At 38.0% G+C, this 24,007-nt stretch carries 16 protein-coding genes; 8 read left to right on the plus strand and 8 right to left on the minus strand.

The features are described from left to right. Positions 1 to 37: 37 nt before the first annotated feature. Entirely contained in the window at positions 38 to 1,390 is a 1,353-nt protein-coding gene (locus ACB089_RS17970) for a uracil-xanthine permease family protein (RefSeq protein ID WP_374963193.1), read from the plus strand. Positions 1,391 to 1,816: 426 nt separating this feature from the next. Continuing rightward, on the plus strand, positions 1,817 to 4,207 hold the full coding sequence (locus ACB089_RS17975) for a DEAD/DEAH box helicase family protein (protein WP_374963195.1): 2,391 nt from the start codon (positions 1,817 to 1,819) through the stop codon (positions 4,205 to 4,207). A gap of 398 nt (positions 4,208 to 4,605) precedes the next feature. Here ACB089_RS17975 and ACB089_RS17980 read toward each other — a convergent pair whose 3' ends face one another. The 4 genes from ACB089_RS17980 to ACB089_RS17995 form a co-directional block, all read right to left on the minus strand. Further along, the gene (locus ACB089_RS17980; RefSeq protein ID WP_374963196.1) at positions 4,606 to 6,585 is read right to left on the minus strand and encodes a hydantoinase B/oxoprolinase family protein; all 1,980 of its coding nucleotides are present in this window, start codon (positions 6,583 to 6,585) and stop codon (positions 4,606 to 4,608) included. A gap of 24 nt (positions 6,586 to 6,609) precedes the next feature. Then, positions 6,610 to 8,634 carry a hydantoinase/oxoprolinase family protein gene (locus tag ACB089_RS17985; protein WP_374963198.1) on the minus strand — a complete coding sequence of 675 codons (2,025 nt, stop codon included), beginning with the start codon at positions 8,632 to 8,634 and terminating at the stop codon, positions 6,610 to 6,612. A gap of 175 nt (positions 8,635 to 8,809) precedes the next feature. After that, positions 8,810 to 10,207 carry an aldehyde dehydrogenase family protein gene (locus ACB089_RS17990; protein WP_374963200.1) on the minus strand — a complete coding sequence of 466 codons (1,398 nt, stop codon included), beginning with the start codon at positions 10,205 to 10,207 and terminating at the stop codon, positions 8,810 to 8,812. Between the two features lie 38 nt (positions 10,208 to 10,245). Then, positions 10,246 to 11,574 carry an aspartate aminotransferase family protein gene (locus ACB089_RS17995; RefSeq protein WP_374963202.1) on the minus strand — a complete coding sequence of 443 codons (1,329 nt, stop codon included), beginning with the start codon at positions 11,572 to 11,574 and terminating at the stop codon, positions 10,246 to 10,248. A gap of 301 nt (positions 11,575 to 11,875) precedes the next feature. Between ACB089_RS17995 and ACB089_RS18000 the strand changes: the two genes are divergently transcribed. Further along, positions 11,876 to 12,442, plus strand: a complete 567-nt coding sequence (locus ACB089_RS18000) for a hypothetical protein (RefSeq protein WP_374963204.1) — start codon at positions 11,876 to 11,878, stop codon at positions 12,440 to 12,442. A gap of 204 nt (positions 12,443 to 12,646) precedes the next feature. Here ACB089_RS18000 and ACB089_RS18005 read toward each other — a convergent pair whose 3' ends face one another. The 3 genes from ACB089_RS18005 to rpoN all read right to left on the minus strand — a co-directional run bounded on the left by ACB089_RS18005 (position 12,647) and on the right by rpoN (position 17,840). Further along, on the minus strand, positions 12,647 to 14,293 hold the full coding sequence (locus ACB089_RS18005) for a sigma-54 interaction domain-containing protein (protein WP_374963205.1): 1,647 nt from the start codon (positions 14,291 to 14,293) through the stop codon (positions 12,647 to 12,649). 137 nt (positions 14,294 to 14,430) lie between these two features. Next, a complete protein-coding gene (locus ACB089_RS18010) occupies positions 14,431 to 15,846 on the minus strand; it encodes an amino acid permease (protein ID WP_368635284.1) in 1,416 nt (471 codons plus the stop codon). Between the two features lie 656 nt (positions 15,847 to 16,502). Beyond that, positions 16,503 to 17,840 carry an RNA polymerase factor sigma-54 gene (gene rpoN / locus ACB089_RS18015; RefSeq protein ID WP_374963207.1) on the minus strand — a complete coding sequence of 446 codons (1,338 nt, stop codon included), beginning with the start codon at positions 17,838 to 17,840 and terminating at the stop codon, positions 16,503 to 16,505. 220 nt (positions 17,841 to 18,060) lie between these two features. Here rpoN and ACB089_RS18020 point away from each other — a divergent pair, with 220 nt between their 5' ends. The 5 genes from ACB089_RS18020 (at position 18,061) to ACB089_RS18040 (ending at position 23,223) form a co-directional block, all read left to right on the plus strand. Beyond that, positions 18,061 to 19,215, plus strand: a complete 1,155-nt coding sequence (locus ACB089_RS18020; protein WP_374963209.1) for an acyl-CoA dehydrogenase family protein — start codon at positions 18,061 to 18,063, stop codon at positions 19,213 to 19,215. Next, entirely contained in the window at positions 19,212 to 20,285 is a 1,074-nt protein-coding gene (locus tag ACB089_RS18025) for an acyl-CoA dehydrogenase family protein (protein ID WP_374963211.1), read from the plus strand. The genes ACB089_RS18020 and ACB089_RS18025 overlap by 4 nt, the downstream gene beginning before the upstream one ends. Positions 20,286 to 20,351: 66 nt before the next feature. Further along, positions 20,352 to 21,158 carry an enoyl-CoA hydratase/isomerase family protein gene (locus ACB089_RS18030; protein ID WP_068982970.1) on the plus strand — a complete coding sequence of 269 codons (807 nt, stop codon included), beginning with the start codon at positions 20,352 to 20,354 and terminating at the stop codon, positions 21,156 to 21,158. Positions 21,159 to 21,178: 20 nt separating this feature from the next. Further along, entirely contained in the window at positions 21,179 to 22,321 is a 1,143-nt protein-coding gene (locus tag ACB089_RS18035; protein ID WP_374963213.1) for a CaiB/BaiF CoA transferase family protein, read from the plus strand. 134 nt (positions 22,322 to 22,455) lie between these two features. Next, positions 22,456 to 23,223 carry an IclR family transcriptional regulator gene (locus ACB089_RS18040; RefSeq protein WP_374963215.1) on the plus strand — a complete coding sequence of 256 codons (768 nt, stop codon included), beginning with the start codon at positions 22,456 to 22,458 and terminating at the stop codon, positions 23,221 to 23,223. 64 nt (positions 23,224 to 23,287) lie between these two features. Here ACB089_RS18040 and ACB089_RS18045 read toward each other — a convergent pair whose 3' ends face one another. Then, positions 23,288 to 23,851: a hypothetical protein gene (locus tag ACB089_RS18045; protein WP_374963217.1), complete on the minus strand. Its 564-nt coding sequence runs from the start codon at positions 23,849 to 23,851 to the stop codon at positions 23,288 to 23,290. Positions 23,852 to 24,007: the final 156 nt, after the last annotated feature.

The raw sequence follows: 24,007 nt of genomic DNA on the forward strand, positions 1-24,007 counted from the left end.
TGCGTAAAAAAATTACAATTTTGAGGTGTACATCTTAGTGGAAACGCAACATAACAAATTAGCTAACGATAAAATGAAAACTCAGCAATTAACAGTTTTACCAGATGAAAAGGTGTCATTCGGTCAATCAGCCTTACTTGGTTTACAGCACGTTATGGCAATGGACGTCTATGTAGTGCCTTTCTTAATTGCCATGTTAATCGGTTTACAATCAGGTCAATCAAGCGCATTGATTCAATCGACATTTATTGCGGCAGGGATCGCAACGATTATCCAAACTCATTTTTGTATGAAGCTACCGATCGCACAAGGTCCTTCATATGTTCCTCTTGGCGCCATTGTAGGTATTTATGCTACAAGTGGTGGTGGAGATCTTGGCTGGAGTACTGTGCTAGGAGCAAGCTTAATCGGCGCCATTTTAGTCATTATTTTAGGTTATACAGGTATATTCAATAAAATCGTCCATACTTTCATTCCCCCACTTGTCGGAGGGACAATTATCTTTGTTGTCGGTCTTTCATTAATGCCTGTAGGTTTAAGTAATAACATTTTTAACGCAGCGGGTGCATCTATTAACCAAAACATCTATTTGGCTCTCATTTCAGCTACCGTTCTTATCGTTTGCGTTATGTTAGGTGCAGTCTTTCATAAAAAAGGTCGCGTATTTCGTATCACTTCAGTAATCATTGCTTTAATCGCAGGTAGTATTGCCGCGAATTTTATGGGTGTCTTAGATTTATCAGCGGTATCACAAGCAAAATGGTTTAGTATGCCTCAAATTCCATTTGCAGATTTCGGCTTTACGTTCAATTTTTCAGCCATCATTACAATGGTTATTATTTATATCGTCTTAATGGCAGAAACAACAGGTACATGGTTTGCAGTGAGTAACGTCATCGACAAACCATTAACAGATAAACAAATTAATCGAGGCGTTATCGGGGAAGGAATTGGCTGTTTCGTTGCTTCCTTACTAGGCTCAACTCCTGTCACTGGCTATTCAACAAATGCAGGTGTGATATCGATCACAGGTATCGCAAGTCGCCGTGTTTTTATTGCTGCAGGTTTTTGGTTTGTCTTATTCGGCTTCTCTGGTAAATTAGCTGCTCTTATTTCTGCAATTCCTTCAGCAGTTATCGGTGGTGTATTCGTTATCGTTTGTGGCATTATTGCGATCAGTGGTTTACAAGTAATGAAAAATGAACACATTGGTGAAAAGGAAATGTATGTAATCGCAATACCAGTGATTTTAACATTAGCCCTAACATTACTGCCTAAAGATTTCTTATACTCATTACCAACAACAGTTCAATATTTATTCGGCTCTCCAATCGCAACAGCTGCTATAGTGGCTATATTGTTGAATAAATTATTACCTAGTGTGAAATAGCTTTTAAACTCGATGCACAACTCTCCTATTTTTATACGAAGAGTTGTGCATTTTCTTAATTAAATTATTTCCTGAAATTTCTGCCTTATTTCCTTTTGTTTTGTTATACAATAGCAAAAAAGTAGGGATTATAATTATATATAACGCTATTGTAATAAGGCAGAGATTAATGGGAATAGTAGCGGGCTATAATTTCGCAAAACAAAGAAATGGGTGACAACCATTGTCCAAATGAAGTTCCTAACCTTGTCCATGCGTAAGTCCTTTTCAGTGGATTCACCTGACTTAATAATCTACTATATATCAAAAATAAATCAACGAACATTTCTAGTGTTTTTAATACTGAAGTTTTTTAATGCAATACTACTGATATTTTTTTAAGCGTAATACATGACAAGTTACTAAAAATTAAAAATGGAAGTTGAGGTGGTTAAATTGGAAAAACTCGAGGAACAACTTAAGGTAGCATTAAAAGAGTGCGAACGACTAAGGTTGGAAAATCAAACATTAAAAAAACTTCTGAAATACCATAATATAACCCCTAATACGGTCCCTTATTTTCAAAAAACAAAAGAAGTTGCTATTACCAAAGAGCAAAAGATACAGGAAAGAATGCAAATATATCGGAATCTTTTCAAAGGGAGGACAGATTTATATGCAGTAAGATGGGAAGCTAAAAACGGGAAGTCTGGCTATATGCCTGCGTGTGAAAATGAATGGCATCCAACTTTATGTCAGAAACCAGCAATAAAATGTGCCAATTGTCAGAATCGAAAATTACTCCCTTTAACAGATCAAGTTATTTATGACCATCTATCTGGTAAACACACTATTGGGCTCTATCCTCTTTTACAAGATGAAACGAGCTGGTTTTTAGCCGTTGATTTTGATAAGAAAAACTGGTCAAGAGACGTTCAATCATTTATGGAAACATGTCAGGAATTAGATGTTCCAGCAAGTATTGAGCGCTCACGTTCCGGAAACGGATGCCACGTGTGGATTTTCTTCAATCAAGCTGTCCCTGCTTCCGTAGCTCGTAACCTCGGAAATGTATTATTATCATGCACACTTTCAAAATGTTATGAAGTTGGCATGAATTCGTATGATCGTTTATTCCCAAATCAAGATACACTACCAAAGGGAGGTTTTGGGAATTTAATTGCACTGCCTTTACAGAATGGCCCAAGGAAGAACGGAAATAGTGTTTTTGTCGATGAGCATTTTATTCCTTACCCAGATCAATGGCACTATTTACATCAAATACGAAAAATGAAAAGAGAGGATATTAACAAAATTATAAAAACATATCACAAAAACAATGATTCTTCTATGTCTGTAAAAGAAAATAGACAACCTTTATCGAATGAGGATAAAGTTCAGCTCTCAACTAACGTCACAGTGATTGAAAAGAACGGTTTATATATCCCCAAAAAAGGTCTTTCTTCTTCTTTCATTCATAAACTTATGCAACTCGTAACTTTCAAAAATCCTCAATTTTATAAAACCCAAGCAAAGCGATTATCGACTCATAATATACCACGAAACATTACTTGCTTTGATCATACAGAGGAGTATTTAATACTGCCGCGTGGATGCAAAGATGATTTGCTAAGCTTATTAAATGATCTCTCTATGGATTATGATTTTGTTGATGGTACAAATCCAGGAACCAAAATATCATTAAAATTTGAAGGTAATTTAAGAACAGAACAGGAACAAGCAGTGACAAAATTATTAGAAAATCCAATTGGTATTTTATCTGCTACGACTGGATTCGGAAAAACTGTAATCGCTGCTGCGTTAATTGCAAAAAGACAGACAAATACCTTAATTATCGTTCATCGAAATCAACTAATTGAACAGTGGAAAAAAAGTTTATCTACATTTCATAATCTTGAAGAAAAACAAATTGGTCAAATTGGCGGTGGCAAAAATAAGCAAACAGGTATCATTGATATCGCTACCATACAAAGTCTAAATTATAAAGGAGAAGTGAAAGATCTGATTACACAATATGGTCAGATTATCGTCGATGAATGCCATCACATTGCAGCGTTCAGTTTTGAGCAAGTACTAAAAAAGGTGAATGCCAAGTATATTGTTGGATTAACCGCTACCCCTATACGAAAAGATGGGTTACATCCAATCATGGCAATGCAGTTAGGGCCAGTTCGTTATAAAGTAAATGCCAAAGATCAAGCGAAAATCAGGCCTTTTAAACAAGCATTGATCCCTCGTTACACGAAGTTTAAGTCCGATAAAAAGGACATCCAAACAATATATACAGAAATCACAAAAGATGAGAGCCGAAACCAAATGATTTTTGACGATGTTTTAAAAGAATTAGATAACGGTTCAGTACCTATTATTTTAACCGAAAGAGTTGAGCATGCCTTTTATTTAGAATCTAAATTTAAAGGGTTTGTAAAGAACGTTATTATTTTAACAGGGAAATTAAGTAAAAAAGAAGAGAAAGAAAATCTTAAAAACTTAGATGTGCTTACTGATAATGAAGAAAGGCTGATTATTGCAACAGGAAAATATATAGGGGAAGGTTTTGATTACGCTCGATTAGATTCCTTATTTTTAGTTATGCCTTTTTCATGGAAAGGTACCTTACAACAATATGTTGGGAGGCTACATCGTCAGCACGATTCAAAATCGATAGTGAAGGTCTATGATTATGTAGATTGTCAGGAGAAAATGTTCAAAGTTATGTTTGAAAAAAGATTAAAAGGTTATCAATCGATGGGGTATAAATTGTTGGAAAACAAATCAATTGATGAAACTTTATCCGAACAAATGAGGTTATTTTAAGAATCCAATCAGATTTAAGCCTAAAATGTCTTCAAGTCTCCCTCAGTTTCTCCGTTATCTTTAATTAAATTATCTATGCTTCTTGCATCGATAATTCAAAATATTTCAAGTAAATAGGAATATTAAATAACAACTCTTTACCTTTAGTTTTTTTAGTAATATTTTCTACAATATATGCTTTACTTGACATTAAAACATTGTATACGTTTTCGCAGAGAGGTTAGGACATAATGCTCAAAACCTTAAAAAGCTTGAGAAATCCATTTAGAAACGTTGATTTCTCAAGCTTTTCTGATGTAATTTTTTAATTTTACTTTGTAAATATACTTATGTCCCAGCCTCTTATTTATGATTAAAGTTATATTAATATTTTGATTATACCTCGCTAAACGTTATATCTATCCCCAATATGCCAAAGATCGTTTCTTCATCGCTTCTCGGTATTGCTCGGTTGAGATTGGCAATGCTTTATTTGTTTGATAATCCATAATAACACCATATCTTCGAACAACATCCATTTGATTAATTTCACCTTTGTTGTACATCTGCTCAACTTCTATTGGCTCTGTTTCCAGCCATCTATGGCGATTTTTACGAATATAATCGCGTTCTTTTACTGTTGCAGCCATATCAATTTCGTAGGCATCCAAATCGCGGTCAATTTCATGGATCACTACGCCATAATCAAGCTTCGCACGTTCAATCGAAACATATTCATCAATAACGTCCTCTAAAACAGCTTTGACATCTCGTGCTAATGGGTCGCCTAAACCGCCTCCTCCAGCTGAAGGACGTGTAAAGGTATCGCCTTTCTTTAATTCAATATTGGAGAAAATCGTGCCTAAAAATTCTTCACTCTCTTTGTTTGGATTTAAAATAGCTCCTTGTGCGATAGAAGGTAAGCCACCCATAATCCCCCATGTAATGGAGCGAGAACGATCACAGCAATAGGACATCACGGTTTGGTTAACTTCTGTTAAAATACCGCCCTTTTCTACACCACAACCACCACGGTATTGCCCAGGACCTGCAGAATCTATAATAATTTCATGCTTCGTCGTTACAACTGGTGACAAACGCTCTTGCCCTTCGCATGGCTGAACACTCAATCCTACTCCGAACACTGGTGACGTTGTATTCGCACCATCGCGGTCAATACGTCCACCATGACCACCCGCCATCCAGTCATACCACATAAAATATTCACTACTATTTCGTCGTTGATCATAACCGCCTATTAGTAAATACTCTAAATTAAATGAACATGCGATAGCGCGTTCCGGCATAATATTTGACCATAGTTCGAAGCAGGCATTCATAATCTTTTCAAATGCGCCTGAACAATAGCCAGAGACAGCTACTGGGCTAGGTGCGTTGACGACAGAGTTTTCAGGAAGAAATATTTTCACAACACGATAAAACCCTGAGTTCAACGGAATGTCCGGGAAAAATGTTTTCGTTCCTGCATAAGTACCCGAAAGTGCTGACCCAAAGCCCGCATTTAAAAAACAACTGATATAAGGATGTGAATCGCTTAAATCATAAGCTATTTCATCATCTGTAATGGTCATTTTTACACGAATTGGGATTAAGCCATCTCCTAATTGTGGGTCCATATCGATATAGTCCACTGTTTCCCATTGTCCTTTAGGTAAAGCTTTAATTTTCGCTCTCATTAATCGTTCAACGTAATTTTGGACTTCTTCAAAAGCTGTTAACACCGTGTGAATACCGTACTTCCCTATCATTTCCTTGAGTTGTTTTTCTCCCACTTTCGCCGCTTCTACTTGAGAACGTAAATCTCCTATACGTTCTTCCGGAATACGCATGTTCATGACAATAATTTTCACAACATCTGTTAAATATTGACCTTTACTATAAATACGGACAGGTGGGATACGTAGCCCTTCCCCGTAATGTTCCTTTGCTGTGATATCAAAAGAACCTGGGTTAGAACCGCCGACATCCGCCCAGTGCCCATTTGTTTGCATCAGTGCAATCAGTTTGTCATCATGGAACACTGGTAAAATTACACGTACATCACTGAAATGCGTCCCTCCACGATAAGGATCATTTACTAAAAATACGTCTCCTGGATGAATATCATCAGCGAAATCTTCTAATACAGCCTTTGCAGTTAAATGCAATGTCCCTACGTGTACGGAAATATCTTGTGTTCCTTGCATCACCGTATTGCCCTGTGCATCGCATAATGCACAGCTGAAGTCTCGATTATAAATAACAAACGAGTAGCACGTACGCAGCATTTGTTCCGCCATTTGATCGACTAAGTTCACAAAGCCGTTTTTTAAGACTTCAAATGTTACCGGGTCGAGATTTTGAACCTTATCATTCATCTCCAATTTCGTAGTACTCATAGCCTGATTCCTCCTTATCGCGTATTAGTTCACCGTAATAATGATATTTTTATAGGCATCTACTTCCGCTGTAAACCCTGGTGGAATAACAGTCGTCGTATCCAACTGATCGATAATGGCTGGACCCTCAAATTGCGTATGAACTGGTATTTTATCGCGATGATATACGTTCGTTTCAATATATTTACCTTCAAAATAAACAGGACGTGTTTCTTTGAAAGCATCTTCAAGCGAACCTTCAGGAGCATACTGCGGGAAATTTGGCTTAGGAACTGTTCCTATAGCCGTGACACGTAGACCAAAAATCTCTACAGCTTGGCCCTGATCGGAAAATGCAAATTCTCTTTCATGTTCTTGATGGAATGCTTCCAAAATAGCATCTAAGGAAGTTATTTGATCGGTTACGAGAACGGCCAGAGATCGCCATTGTCCTTTATAACGAAGGTCTATAAAATTCGTTAATGACGATGAATTTTCTGCTATTCCTTCCTCTTCTAATAACGCTCTTGCCTCTTCTCGCAATTCACTAAATTGATTTGTCAGTTCCTCTACATTTACTTCATCAAGTTTTTTCACGTACGTTTTAGAAATATCGTGGCGTACATCTACAAGTAGGCATCCCATTGCTGCTGCCACACCTGGATGAGTAGGAATAATGACTTTTGGAATGTTCAAATCTTTCGCCAAATAGGCACCATGTAATGGCCCTGCACCACCAAAAGCTACGAGTGCGAAATCTCGTGGATCATAGCCTCTCCGTACTGATATTAATCGAACTGCATCACTCATATTGGCATTTGCAACTTCTATAATGGCACTTGCCGCTTCCTCAACTGATTGATCGAATGCATTTGCGATTTTTTTCACAGCGTCACTTGCTGCCTCTTTGTTTAATTGCATCGTACCATCCAACAAATCCACACCCAGACGTCCTAACACTAAATTCGCATCTGAGTTAGTTGGTTCAGTGCCTCCTCGGCCATAGCATGCAGGACCTGGTACTGCCCCTGCACTTTGTGGTCCATTGCGTAAAGAACCGCCTTCATCTTTCCATGCGAGACTACCTCCACCGGCTCCTATTGTTAATATTTCAATGCTCGGGAAACCAATTGGATAGCCATATTCAATAGACCAGTCCTTTGTGATCCGTATATCACCCTTATACATCAGCGAAATATCAGTACTTGTACCACCCATATCTAAGCCGATTGCATTGTCAAACCCGCACAACTTTGCGATATGCTTACTTGCAATTGCTCCAGCAGCTATCCCGGAACTTGCTAATCTAGCAGCATAGCGGGGCACTGTACTTGAAGTCATCACCCCGCCACCGGAATGTAAAACTAAAATTTCTTCTTCATAACCTTTGTTCTGCATTTCATAGCTTAACTTCCTAATGTAGTTACTCATAATTGGTCCAAGAACAGCATTGATAATCGTTGTACTCATACGTTCATGCTCGAAAATTTCTGGAAGCACCTCGCTTGAAATACAAACATAAACATCAGGTAGTTCCTCTTTTAGAATTTTTTTAACTCTTGCCTCATTTTCCCCGTTCACATAGGCATTGAGGAAACACACTGCAATAGATTCTGTTCCTCGACGTTTTAATTTTTTTGCTAATAAACGAACTTCTTCTTCATCAATAGCTTGAAGAATATTTCCTTCATAATCTATTCGTTCTGTCACTTCAAATCGATCTCGTCGCTGAATATAAGGCCTCGCAGTATCCTTATAAGTGTCCCATATATCTTCTTTCGTTCCCCGGCGAATTTCGATGACATCTCTAAAGCCCTTTGTCGTAATAAGAGCTGTTTTCGGTAGCTTTCGCTCAATTAACGCATTCGTTCCAACCGTTGTGCCATGAGAAAAAATTTTAATATCTTTTCCATTCAATCCGGCTTTTTCTACTCCATTTAAAATTCCCTGCTCTGGGTTTGAAGGTGTGGATGAGGTCTTTGTTACAAATACTTCTCCTGTTTCTTCATTAAAAACAAATACATCTGTAAACGTTCCACCAACATCAATTGCTAAACGACTTTGTGTCATAGCTCTACCTTCTTTCGTTTAATAAATTTCCTAAACGTATTTTTTATGAAATGAATGCCTCAAGCGAATGTCACAGATTTTTTAAATTATTGCGCAGGTTTCTGTAATCATTACACCGAGGCATACAAGGTTATATTGTGATTTATTCAATCACTTGCTTAGATATTAAGTTTTTCTACTCGCTTTTTGTGCCGATTGTAATCGTTTTGAATATTGTAAAGAACTCTTTTGCTGCTTGCCCTTGTTCACGGGCACCGGTACTTGAATTTTTCATTCCTCCAAACGGCGCTTGTGGCTCAGCACCACCCGTTTCATCGTTAACCTGTACAAGTCCAACTTCACTGCGATTAATAAAATCAAAGGCTTTTGGAATGTTATTTGTATAAATAGAAGCGCTCAATCCAAAATCGGAATCATTCGATAATCGAATCGCTTCTTCATAATCTTTTACCTTTATGACAGCTAACACTGGTCCAAAAATCTCTTCATGGGCAATCGACATCTCATGTGTTACATTCGTAAAAATGGTCGGATCTATATAGTATCCTTCTACCATACCTTTTGTAGGACCACCGCCAAATACAAGCTCAGCTCCATCTGATTTAGCTTTTTCGATGGCCGTTAATATAGATTCATACTGCCCCTTGGATGACACAGGTCCCATCATGACACCAACTTCGATTTTTTTAGCTTCTGCAATTAACTGCTCCAATACCTGTTCATAAACCGCTTCCTCGATGTACACTCGACTAGTTGCTGTACAACGCTGTCCAGTCTGCTTCATCGCACCTTCAATCGTTAATTTTGCAGCTTGATTGATATTGGCATCAGCTAAAATGATCGCTGCATTTTTGCCCCCAAGCTCGAGCTGAACTTTTTTATTAGTCGATCCAACAGTATCTAGAATACTTTGCCCAACACTATTAGAGCCTGTAAATGTAATCGCCTTTACTTCAGGTGCCTCCAATAATACCTGCCCCACTTTTGAACCACGGCCTTGCACAACATTTAATACGTTTTCTGGTAGGCCTGCTTGTATGAATAATTCGCCAATTAATTTACCGGTTAAAGCGCTTTCAATAGACGGCTTCCAAACAACTGTATTGCCATACACTAATGCAGGCGCAATTTTCCATAGAGGAATAGCGACAGGGAAATTCCAAGGAGTTATGGCGGCAACGACACCAAGAGGCACCCGCATTGTGTACAGTAATTTCGCTTCATTGGCTGACGGTAACACCTCACCTGTAGCGCGCATCCCTTCTTGGGCAAAATACCGCAAAATGGAAGCGCCACGTTTAACTTCACCAAGCATTTCATTTTTCGTTTTTCCCATTTCACTCGAAGCTATTTCAGCTACTTTATCTATATTTTTCTCGAGCAGGTCTGCTGTCACGCGTAAAATTTCTCCACGTGCTACAGAAGATGTATTTTTCCAACCTTCAAACGCTTCCTGAGCTGCAACGATAACGTCTTTCGTTTCATCTATAGTTAAAAGCTCAACTTGGCCTATACATTGGGATGGTCTCGCTGGATTAAATTGTTCTCGTATTTCTCTAACGATGGTTGTCATAAAACTCCTCCTTCATTTAATAATCGTTTGCGTTGACCTTACTCGTTTTCAACAATTGTTTTACGTATATGCTCAAATGTCTCGTCTAAAATACGTAACATTTCATCTAGCTCTACTTTTGATAGAATGAGAGGTGGAGAAAAAACAACTGTATCTTGATCATACGTAACTGTTCGTAAAATCAATCCTCGTTTCATCGTTTCTTGTACAAAAATTGGACTAAGAGGAGACTCAAATAATTCACCCGTCTCACGGCTCTTTACTAATTCAATGGCTCCAAGTAATCCAAGAGTACGCACGCGTCCGATAAAGCTATATTTTTCTTGCAGTGCTCGGAAGCCTTCTAACATGCCGTCCCCCATCTTTGCAGCATTTCCAACGAGATTTTCACGCTCAAGGATTTCTATATTTTTCAACCCAACCTGACATGCGAGCGCATGACCGCTGTAAGTATATCCGTGCATTAATGTTCCTTTAGAAAGTTCGCAATAATCTTGATGAAGCTTTTCGGATATCGCCACACCACCAAGCTGAACATAGCCACTCGATACTCCTTTAGCGAATGACATCATATCTGGCACTACGCCATAATGTTCCATACCAAAAAATTTACCTGTACGACCAAACCCGGTAATGACTTCATCTGCAATGAATAAAATACCGTACTCATCACAAATTTTTCGTACCTCTTTAAAGTAATCTTTTTGTGGAATATTAACCCCACCTGCACCTTGCACAGGCTCAGAAATAAAAGCAGCCACAGTCTCAGGGCCTAACGCTTCAATAGTTTCACGTAAATTCCGTACGGATTCGCTGTATACATAGTGGAAATCAGGAGCGTGTGAATTAGTAAAGTCACGAAACGCTTGTAAGCCTGTCGCACTTGTAGCCCCCATAGCTACACCATGGTATGAATGGGTACGTGAAATAATCTTTTGGCGCTCTGGCTGTCCTTTTAGTAACCAGTAATGTCGTGCTAATTTAATCGCTGTATCGTTCGACTCTGAGCCGCCTGAAGTAAAAAATACAGTGTTTAAGTCTCCCGGAGTTAAAGATGCAATTTTCGTCGCTAAACGAATAGCTGGTTCATTGCTAAACGATGCGAAACAGGAACTAAATGCTAATGTAGACATTTGCTCCTTCGCAACTTCGGCAATTTCTTTACGACCATGCCCAACATTTACATTCCATAAAGAAGACATCCCATCAATGTAGATATTCCCTTCTATATCTTTTAAATAAATGCCATTCCCTTCTGTAAAAATGGCTGCTGGACCTTGTGTTTGCTGTTGCTCAATCGACGTTGTTGGATGTAGAAAATGCTTTTGATCTAACGTTTTTAATTCTTCTTTTAGTTGAATTGTCATAAATCCCAACCTCTTTTCGTTTATAATTTCATTCACTTTTTTAATAGCAATTCTCATGCCATCTAATGAAAAAATTCTTAAATGCGTTGTAATTTTTTTACTCATAACCAAAAGATAGGAATAGTATTTGTTAAAATGTATGCCAATAATATAAGTTGATTGGAGTGGAGGCTGGGCGACTCCTTGGGGATAGCGATAGAGGAACGAAGGCTAAAACCATCACGTCCTGTGATAACGCCTTCGTGACCTACATCGTGTAGGCCCAATCGGCTCATCGGACGCCCCCAGGAAGCTTTGCTCTGTGCGAAAGCGTAGTGCTAACGTAGCGGCAGCAACTGGGTTTTGTCTGTGCGAAAGCGAAGCGGCAGCGACAAATGTTTTATCTGCGCGAAAGCGAAGCGGCAGCGACAAATGTTTTATCTGCGCGAAAGCGAAGCGGCAGCGACAAATGTTTTATCTGTGCGAAAGTGCAACGACAGCTACAACAAATGTTTTATCTGCGCGAAAGCGAAGCGTCAGCTACAAATGTTTTATCTGCGCGAAAGCGAAGCGGCAGCGACAAATGTTTTATCTGCGCGAAAGCGAAGCGTCAGCGGCAAATGTTTTATCTGTGCGAAAGTGCAACGACAGCTACAACAAATGTTTTATCTGCGCGAAAGCGAAGCGGCAGCGGCAAATGTTTTATCTGTGCGAAAGCGAAGCGGCAGCGACAAATGTTTTCTGTAGCGAAAGCAAAGCGTCAGCTACAAATATTTTCTGTAGCGAAAGCAAAGCGTCAGCTACAAATGTTTTCTGTAGCGAAAGCAAAGCGACAGCTACAAAGCTCCCAGCCGGAACGGAAATCAACCCCCACGTTATGAAAATGTAGCATTATTTTTTTCGTTATTTATCGTTGCTTCACAAAACTGCAACAAAATGAAAAAGAGACGCTTTCTTGTTTGAAAATGTCCCTTTCTTCTAAACAATTAACATATTAATGATGCATTTCATCATTTTCCTTGTATTATTTAGTGAGGATTGCGATATTACAGCTTATTTTGCATAAATGAAATTTTGATGCAAAAGTACATCACTAGTCCTTATATGAAATTTGTCGCGTTAATTGGAACTTTTGAATTTTACGTACCAATGTTGACTGATCACAGCCAAGTGATTTGGCCGCTTGTCTTATACTTGGATATTTAGATAAAGCTTCCTTAATAATTTGTTTTTCAAACGCGGCTACTTGTTCCTTTAATGTGCCACTGAACTTTGGATCGATAACCATTTCCTGGATATTTTGAATTTGTACAGGATTTTCTAAATCACGTGCAATCGTTGGGCTACTATCTAACTCTTGTTGCACAATATATACTGTTATTTCTGGCTGCGTTGCTAATAAGCAAATACGTTCCACCATATTTTTAAGCTGCCGTACATTTCCCGGCCAATCGTGAGACTCTAATATTTTCATAGCAGATGAATCAATCGTCCGGTGGATGCCGTATTTTTCTCCAATTACAGCTAAAAAATGGTTGATAAGCGGAATAATATCTTGACGACGTTGCCTTAATGGTGGAATTTCAATCGGGATAATATTTAAACGATAATATAGATCCTCACGGAATTCACCTTGCCTCACCATCTCCGCTAAATTGCGATTTGTTGCAGCGATTATGCGTACATCAATAGGTATAGGCTTACCACTCCCAATACGCTGAACCTCCGATTCTTGGAGCACACGTAATAATTTTGCCTGTAGTAGTAAGGGCATCTCTCCAATTTCATCTAAAAACACTGTACCACCTGACGCAATCTCAAATAACCCTGCCTTTCCACCTCTTGCCGCTCCCGTAAATGCTCCTGCCTCATAGCCAAACAGTTCGGATTCTAATAAATTTTCAGGAATTGCACTACAGTTAATCGTTAATATTTGCTTATTGTTACGTCGGCTGTTTGCATGAATAAGCTTTGTAATTTCCTCTTTACCTACGCCTGATTCACCACCAATTAATACAGTAGAGTCTACCTCTGCAATCCTCATAACACGCTTTACTACCTGCATCATTGCGGCAGACACAGCTATTAAACTACTTTTTGTTGATTCTTTAGTATGTAAGGCATGTAGCTTATTTTTAAAATTCTCGTTTTGAACTTCTAATTTTTTTACTTCCTTCTCTAACAGTTTTAATTGTGTCATATCACGAGTAATTGCTACTACGTATTGTAATTCACCGTGTTCATCAAATATTGGCTTACCAGAAACTAAAAAACATTTTCCATTAATGAACGTCTGCAAAATAGTTACTTTTTCTTTTGATTCAATGACTTTCATCGAAATGGAATCACTCATTAAACCTTCAGCGATTACGTCTTTTGCATATCTTCCCATTAAATCGATGCCAACAATTTCAATATCAATATCATTTTGAAATAAAATTTTACCGTAACAATCACATACTGTAACGCCATCTGATATAGAGTTTAATACTTTAATTGACAGTGGGTTCATAAAATCAATATGGCTATACTGCATGAATGGTTTGACATGAAATAAGCTACCTTGTGAAGTCTCTAATACGTGAATAAAATAGCCTTCTATCTCGAACGTTTCTGTTCCTTTTTGATATTGTTTTATTATTTTTTCAAGAAGCTCTCGTTGGATATCACTTTTAATCATTACTTCCTCATTTTTCACAATAAAAAAATGTTCCTCTTTATGAAGTTCAGTTATCGACATATAGACCACTTCCTCTCGAACTAAAAAAATTCGCTCACTTTCTACGGGGCATCTGCAAGCCTAAAAGGTGTTAAATCATCCTTTAATGGCTTGAAATCTCGGAGAAACATTGCGAATTTTTTATATTTTACAGTATTCTACTCTGAGGCTAGCTTTTCCTCTATTTGCTCTGCTGATCTTGTCGACAGTTTTCGCATAATCATAAACAACACAACTGAGCCAATCAATACTAATGTACTTAAATAAAATTGGGAGCGTAAAGATTCAATGAGTGCTTGGCATAAATAAACGACTGTTAAAATTCCAATTGTGACATACGACAAGTATGGGAATAACCACATTCTTATCGCTAATGGCTCATCTGAAACCTTGTCATAATACCGCCGGAAACGAATTTGTGAAATGGCAATGAAAATATAAACAGCTATCATTAATCCTCCAACACAATTACCCAAAAAATAGAAAATGACTTCAGGTGAAATGAAGTATAGCATCGCACAAATATAAGCCACCACTGTACTGCCAAGAATAGCTGGTACAGGTGCACCTCGACGATTTTTAATTTGTGAGAATATTTTCGGTGCATCTCCTTGACGCGACATTTCAAGTAACATACGTGAGCTTGTATAAAGAGCGGAATTTAAAACAGAGATAAGTGAAATAAAAATAACGATTTGAATAAGTTGAGCAGCAATAGGAAGCCCAGCCATCGTTAAAATATTTGCGTAAGGTGCTGCCAATATTTTCGAATCATTCCAAGGTATGATTAAAATCATAATGGCTACTGAACCTACAAAAAATAAACCTAACCGAAATACAACGTTGCGAATGGCGCGAACAATATTTTTCGCCGGATTTTCAGACTCTGCTGCCGCGATGGCTGCAACCTCAGCACCACAAATAGAGAAAATGACAAAGACAATTCCCGTTAAAATGGGAACAATACCATTTGGTGCAAATCCACCAAATTCTGTTAAAATACCTAACCCCTTCGGCTCATAATTTGGCCAAATTCCTAAAATCATCGCTAGACCTACTACTAAAAATACGACAATAGCTGTAACTTTAACAAAGGAAAGCCAATATTCGAATTCACCAAATGATTTTACTGAATAAATATTAATAATTGTCATCAATAATGTTATGCCTACACTTCCGGCCCAAGTTGGGATCATTGGAAACCAATTATGCAGCATCCCACCTATGAGTGCGGCTTCTAACCCCACAATAAACACCCAGCTTGCCCAATAAAGCCAGCCTACTGTAAAACCTGCCCATGGACCAATATACTTTCCTGCATATGAAGCAAATGAACCTAACTCTGCTGAACCACCAGATTTCTTCCCTAAAACTATTTCTCCTGATGCCATTTCCCCAACCATTTGCATGATTAAAACTATGAGTAAGCATGCAATCGTATATGAAACCACCGCTGCAGGACCGGTACTTAAAATATTTTTCCCTGTTCCGACAAATAGCCCTGTGCCAATAACCCCTCCAATGGAAATCATCGTAATATGCCTTGTTTTCAGTGATTTTTGCAAAGCTCCCATTAAACCACCCCTTTTGTGTTTTATGTAGACATTTACTAGCCCCTTTCCTCTAATTCAATGTCTACCGTTTAATGAGCAATTCCGATGCCAAACCTATTAAATTATTAAAAATTTCAAAAAAATTTATCTGTACATCCTTCGGGACTTTTCTAACTCAGTAATTTTAAGGCTCATCAGCATAGCGTGAGGTTGATTTCCGTTCCGGCTGGGCGCTTTGTAGCTGTCGTTGCACTTTCGCACAGATAAAACATTGTAGCTGTCGCTTTGCTTTCGCTACAGAAAATATTTGTTGCTGACGCTTCGCTTTCGCACAGAGCAGAGCTTCCTGGGGCGTCCGATGAGCCGCTTGGGCCTACACGATGTAGGTCACGAAGGCGTTATCACAGGATGTGATGCTCTTAGCCTTCGTTCCTCTATCGCTGATCCCCAAGAAGTCACCTAGCCTCCACTCCAATCAACTCCTATATGGCATACGTTTTAACTTCTTTTCAACGGGTGTCTAAACATCCTCACCCCAGAATTTTGGTGATAAGTCATTTTTCTGCAACAAATGTTTTCTGCGCGAAAGCGAAGCTGCTGCAACAAATCTTTTCACATGCGATTTTCAAATTTTGATGCAAAAATACATCAACGACAGTTTGTTTGCATCATCTTGCCTATCCATAAACTCGATTGAATGAACTCACAATATTCATCTCTTCCCTGTACTTCGCTACTGTCCGTCTGGATATTTGGATACCTTCCGTACATAAAATACTTGTAATCTGCTGATCAGTTAAAGGTTTTTGTTTATCCTCTTCCTCTACCAACTGTTTGAGCCGCTTTTTAATATACATAATAGAATCCATTTTTCCAGAAATATTCATTACTCCTTTTGTAAATAACGATTGTAAACCATACACACCTTGAGAAGTTTTTATATATTTTCCACGAACAGCTCGACTAATTGTTGACACATGTAGACCTAAAATGTCAGCTACATCTTTTAACCGCATAGGCTTTATTGCCTCAATTCCTTTATTGAAAAAATCCTCTTGCAACTCGACTAACAATCTAGCTAATTCGTAAAGCGTTTTATCACGTTGTTCAATCCCTTGCAACAATAAAAGAGCATCTTTCATTGTATCTTTGAAATAGGTTTTACAATTCGGATCATTTTTTAATATCTCAACATAATGTTTATCGATTGAAACGATTGGTAAATATCCACGATTTAAATTAATCATCCATTCCTCTCCTAATTTCTCTACTTCGATTTCAGGAATGACATATGGAATCGTTTCAAATTTATCTCCTGTCGCCACTGGTTTTAAATTTTTGATATAGTGGACAGTTTTCTTCACTTCCTGTATAGGCGTTTTATACTTTTTACTTAACTGTTTAATGGACTGTGCTGCCACTAGCTCTAAATCCGTTTTGATAAATTGAGAGGTCAATTTTGGTGCAAGCGCATCCCTGTCTACTTGAATGAGTAAATATTCTTTATAATTCCGTGCTCCTACTCCTACTGGCTCGAAAGTTTGAAGTAAATCCAATAGTGCTTCTATGTGCAAAACTTTTGTCTTAAATTTATTTGCGACAATTTCTAAATCAACATCTAAAAATAGACGATCATCTAAGGAACGAATTAAAAACGTTAAGATTTTTAAATCTAACGAAGATAGATTTTTATGCATAGGCACTTGTTCCAATAAAAACTGCTCATAGCTTTCTTTTGCAGCAAGCTTCATCTCAATAGGGTTAAATGAATCATTTTGCCGTCCACAATATGGCGCAGAAAAATTTTTAAAGGAATAGCTTGCTAACTGCAGAATTTCCTCATATTGACTTTTCACCGTCGCGTCAGTGACCACTAACAGCGGATTTTCATTTGCTTTGTCATAAATAAACTGTTCTAACTCATTTGTTGAATATTGCAGTATTTCTAAATGCTGTACTAGTTGTGCTGATAAAACTTGCATTACTTTTTGGGAAGTTTTGATAGCCATTTGCATACCCCATACCTCCTTAACAGAATTTTCTACATAGTAACATGTTTATTCTTTGATTTTCCATTTTTTCATTAAATTTTTATTTCATTTAGACATTCATCAATTACCCCTTCTAATTTTCTAATAATTCCAAAAAAGTAATTGACTACACTCATAAGTAATCATAAAATACACATATACAATATTAGTTACCACATTGCGGTAAAAAAGGAGGAATGATGAAATGTTTCATTTACCAACTGTGCAATTTACACCAGAGCAAGAACAATTTCGTTTAGATGTTCGAACGTTTCTACAGGAAGAATTAGTAAAAGGAACCTTCACATCTAAATGTGACTCTTGGTTAAGTGGAGATGATCCTGAATTTTCTAAGCTAATTGGTCAAAAAGGTTGGATTGGTTTAACTTGGCCAAAAAAATATGGTGGTCAAGAGCGCAGTACCATAGATCGATACATTTTAACGGAAGAATTTTTAGCCGTTGGTGCTCCAGTTGCAGCACATTGGTTTGCTGATCGCCAAACAGGACCACTTCTTTTACGATATGGGACAGAAGAACAGCGTGAATATTTCTTACCGAAAATCGTGAAAGGTGAATGCTACTTTGGCATAGGGTTAAGTGAACCAAATAGTGGTTCTGACTTAGCTTCGGTCAGTACACGTGCAGAAAAAGTAGAAGGCGGCTGGTTAGTAAATGGTCAAAAAATATGGACGAGCAATGCTCATCTTTGTCATTATATGGTGACTTTAGTGCGTACTAGTCCTTTTGATGGAAAAAGTAAACATGCAGGCCTTAGTCAGCTAATCGTCGATTTACATGCAGAAGGCGTAACCGTTGTTCCTATTAAGTTTTTAACCGGGGAACATCATTACAACGAAGTGTTCTTTGAAAATGTTTTTGTACCTGACAATATGGTTGTTGGAGAAATCGGTAATGGCTGGGCTCAAGGATTAGCTGAGCTTGCCTTTGAGCGTAGTGGTCCAGAGCGAATATTGAGTACTTTCCCATTAATTGATGAGCTTATTCAAGAGTTAAAGCGCCAAAACAATTTAGAAGGGTTAAAACAAGCGTCAAAAATTGTAGCTCGTCTTTGGAGTCTACGAAATTTGTCACTTGGAGTAGCCCAGCTTTTAGAATCTGGTAATGGTGAAGACGTATCTATTCCGGCTGCACTTGTGAAGGCACTTGGGACGAAATTCGAGCAAAGTATTCCTGAAATCACACGTTTAATCGTACAGACTTATCCAACACTTGACGCGCATCGTAAAATTGATCGCTTTATGGCTGAATCCATTTTACATGCACCAGGCTTTACTATTCGAGGAGGAACTTCAGAGGTATTGTATGGCGTTGTAGCGAAAGGGGTTATAGCACAATGAGTGAAATGAGAGACATGATCGTTGATGTTGTAGAGCGCATGTTAAAAGAAAAAGTAGATAAAGATTTAGTCGATACAGTAGAACAAGGTCACTGGGCACCCGAGCTATGGGATCTATTTAAAGAAAATGGGATGACTGCGGTAGCCATTACAGAAGAAAATGGCGGTGCAGGTGGCGACATAGAGGATTTATTGAATATTGTTCGTTTAACTGGAAAATATGCTGCACCGATTCCATTTACTGAAACAACATTTGCGAATTATTTATTGGAATTTACGAACTTACAAGTAATCGAGGATTTGGCTACGTATATGCTATGTCCTGACCAAGCCTTTACGTTAGAGAACGGCAAATTAAAGGGAAAGGCGATTCATATTCCTTGGGCACGCCATACAAAAAATCTAGTGACACTTGCCCGTAGCAAGGATGGTATACATCTTGTAGAAGTAGATTTAAGCCAAGCTGAAATTAAAGAAGCTACGAATTTGGCAGGCGAGCCGCGTGATACCGTGATATTCCATCATGGTACAACTTCACAAGTGTCTGCAGTGTTATCTCCTGACAAGATACACACTATAACAACACTCCATACAGCTTTTCAATTAGCACTGATGACTGGTGCCATCGATAAAATAAATGACTTAACTGTTCAATATACGAAAGAACGTGAACAATTTGGTCGTCCGATTCATCGCTTTCAGCTCGTTCAGCAACATATTGTACATTTAGCAGGTGAAACGGCTATAGCATTAGCAGCATTCAATAATGTAACCGAAGCCCTTCTGATGAACAAGCAAAATAGTGAGGTTGCTTACGCTAGCATTCGTTTTGAAGAAATCATTCAAACAGTGACAACAATTGCACATCAAGTACACGCTGCAATTGGTACAACACACGAACATAGTTTGCATCAATTTACACGCAGACTTTGGTCTTGGCGCGATGAAGGAGCCAGCACCTCATATTGGACTAATTTGGTCGCAACACAGCTTATGGAAAGTGGTAATAGCCTTTGGGGTTATATAACTTCGTCTAGTAAAAGCACTCCCCTTCTCAAAGTAGAAGGATAGTGAAAAATGCTGTAATGACTAAATTTGTGACAAAACATTCATGACATGATAAGGAGAGGGTTATCAATGACTGATTTACTTTTTGAAGTACAAGACCATATTGCCACAATTACATTAAATAAACCTGAAACGTATAATGCTTTCAGTGAAGAAATGATTTCTGAATGGATTAAAGCTCTTGAGGTTGTTCGTGACTCAGACGATATTCGCGTTGTCATTGTTAAAGGCAATGGGAAATCTTTTTGTGCAGGTGGCGATATTAAAGCGATGCAAGCCGGTGAAGGGTTTTTCAAGAGTGAAGAAGATATCTCCTCCACAGGTTTAGCAAGAAAAAATTCACTATGGAAAAAGATTCAACGTATTCCCCTACTACTTGAGGAAATTGATAAGCCTGTTATTGCACAAGTACATGGATTTGCAATGGGTGCCGGTCTTGATATGGCCTTAATGTGTGACATTCGGATTGCTGCAAAATCTACAAAAATATCAGAAAGCTATATTAACGTAGCAATTGTTCCTGGTGATGGTGGTGCTTATTATTTACCAAAATTAATAGGCATCGATCAAGCATTGGACATGTTCTGGACAGCTCGTGTATTAACTGCTGATGAAGCAAAAGACAAAGGCGTTGTGACATTTGTTGTGGAAGACCATGAGCTTGAGGAATATACATTGAATTATGCGAAGGAATTAGCAAGTCGTCCAACTACGACATTACAATTCATTAAACGTGCTGTTTATCAAAGTCAACGGATGGATTTACGTTCTGCCCTTGACTATATTTCATCACAAATGGCCATTGTAACAGAGCTAGATGATTTTAAAGAGGGTGTAAGCGCAGTTGTAGAAAAACGTAAGCCTGTATATAAATGATGTGTGTAGGAGGAAGGACAATGCAACCTCTTGAAAATATTCGAGTGTTAGATTTATCTCGTGTTTATGCTGCTCCTGCTGGCTCCATGATGTTGGCAGATTTAGGAGCAGAAGTAATACGCATAGAACATCCTAATGGCTCTGATAGTATGCGTGACTGGGGGCCATTTGTAAATGATCAAAGCACGTATTATTTATGTGCTAATCGCAATAAAAAATCGATCACCTTAGATTTAAAAACAATAGAAGGTAGAGAAAGATTTAAAGAGCTTGTCAAAGATGCTGATGTCGTACTCGAAAATTTTAAGACTGGGGACATGGAGCGGATGGGGCTAAGCTATGAGGAACTAACAAAAGTGAATCCAAGAATCATTTATTGTGCTGTAACGGGATTCGGTCAAACCGGTCCTCTTGCGCATGAACCAGGCTTCGACCCAGTTATTCAAGCAATGAGTGGTTTAATGCATGTCACTGGCTCAGCTGAAGGTGAAGCGACAAAAGTCGGCGTCCCTATTGCGGATATTTTAACCTCTAATTATGTTGTCATTAGTATTTTAGCCGCTCTACGAATGCGCGATCTAACAAATAAAGGTCAATTTATTGACTTAGCTTTATTAGACGTTCAAATGAGTAGCTTAGCGAATGTAGCTAGCGCTTATTTAAATACAGGTTTTATCTCAGAACGTCTAGGTAATCGTCATAATAATGTTGCGCCGTATCAAGTGTTTCACTGTGCGGATGGTCCATTAATGATTTGTGTTGGTACAGATGGACAATTTCAAAAGTTTTGCACAATGTTGAAACGTGAGGAATGGGCACGTGATTCACGCTTTTTAAGCAATACGATGCGCAAGCAACATGAAGCTGAGCTTGTTGAGATGATTACTGACATTACGATGACTAAAACACGGGATGAATGGATTACATTATTACAACAATACAAAATTCCAGGTGGACGTGTGAACACGATTGCTGAAGCACTAGAACAACCGCAATTTATTGCACGTGACATGATTGGTGAAATAGAGCATAAACAATATGGTACAATCAAATTCATCAAAAACCCGTTAAAGTTCTCAAATTTAAATATTCAATATAAATTAGCACCACCGATACTTGGAGAACATACAAACGAATTCCAAAAGTCCTCTCTACCAAAATAAAATTGCGCTATAATAGAAGTAAATTTTATCTTCAACTAATAAATGTTTCTATGCTCAAAAACATAACGGCATGCATATATGAAGATAAATCCTCCGGCGGAAGTCGAAGAAAATTTTATTACGTAGGTGACGGGATGAATCAGGAAATTTTCGAAAAAAACTATACAATGTCATCGCTGCACAAAGCTATTAAAGTGTTAAAAGCTTTTTCAAAAGATGAGCCTAGCCTTTCCCTAACTGAGTTAAGTAAAAAAACAGGGATAAGCATTTCCAGTTTACAGCGCTTCGTTTCTACCTTTGTATACGAAGGCTTTCTTCACAAAGATGAACGTACAAAGCGCTATCAATTAGGTCATTCACTTCTATATTTAGGAAATTTAGTAAAAGAAGAATCAAGCCTTATTATTGTCGCTGAACCTATCTTGAAAAAGCTAAACGAAGAAATCGGTGAAAGTGTTTCTATGAATATTATTGATGGATTGGAGAGACGATGTATTTTAAACTATGATTCAACATATCCGCTTTCAACGAAAATGTTTGTTGGTGACACCTCCCCCCTTTATGCAGGTGCATCATCTAAAATATTGCTCGCTTTTATGCCCAATGTTGATGAATATGTAGAGAATATAAGTCTTGAGTCCATCACTGATCATACAATACTTTCAAAAGAGCAGCTATTGAAGGAATTACAGCATATCCGTTTACAACGTTTTGCAAAAAGTAATAGCGAACGTGTGCGCGGAGCATGTTCTTTATCTGCACCAATTTTAAACGCTTCTAACCAAATAATTGCATCGGTGTCACTCGTTATACCAGAAGTACGATATAGTGACTACGATGAAAATTTATTAATTGAAACTATTCAGAGCGTTGTATTACAAATCGAAGAGCAATTGTATTAATAGGAACAATAAATAAACCCGAATAGGTTCACTTTTAAAGTGTCCTCTATTCGGGTTTAATGCTTTAATTATTTGTTAATCTTAAAAAATCATGCCAATGATTTAAGCGTGGCAGTTCAACATGCTTGTTATACGATTGATTTTTTAAAATTACTTTTGTCTTCACATCTTGAAGTGTTTCTAATACAGCTGGTTTATCATCTACATAAACATCTAAAGCAAGTTCTTTTATGATTGCTACTTTTTCTGTATCTTGCATGCCGCAGAAAAAGTGACCTTCTGTGACTGGGAAACCTTGTGCCCTCATCCATTCACGTGTTTGCTCACAATACTGTTTAGGACGTGAAGTAATATAGTAAATCTCATGTCCCTGTTGTGCCAAAGCTTGGAGTGTTTCTAGCGCTCCCTCAAAAGAAGGACAGTCCGTAAAATATATATCCTCTAATGAACGATTCCACATCGCCGCTCCTTCTGTGTCTGATAATCCAAAAGGTTCGTGGATTTCTACTCTTTGTAAGGCTTGAAATGCTTCTAATGCAACATTTTTACCAAGCTTTTTATTATAGAGTGAAAAAGCGTGTGCTCGTAAATCAATAAGTGTGTCATCTATATCAAAGCCAAATTTCATCTAGTTTTTCTTCCCTTCAAGAAGCCTTGTTATGAAGCTTTTTCTTTTTGCTTCACTAAAACTTCCCCAACAAATTGCCAACGTCTTCTTCATTTTAACACCTGCGCAAGTGACGAAAGTAATGACCACGCCACTCGGCCCATCCCCTACGATCCA

Origin of the sequence: Lysinibacillus sp. RS10 (assembly GCF_041956855.1) — a bacterium.
GTDB lineage: Bacteria > Bacillota > Bacilli > Bacillales_A > Planococcaceae > Lysinibacillus > Lysinibacillus xylanilyticus_A.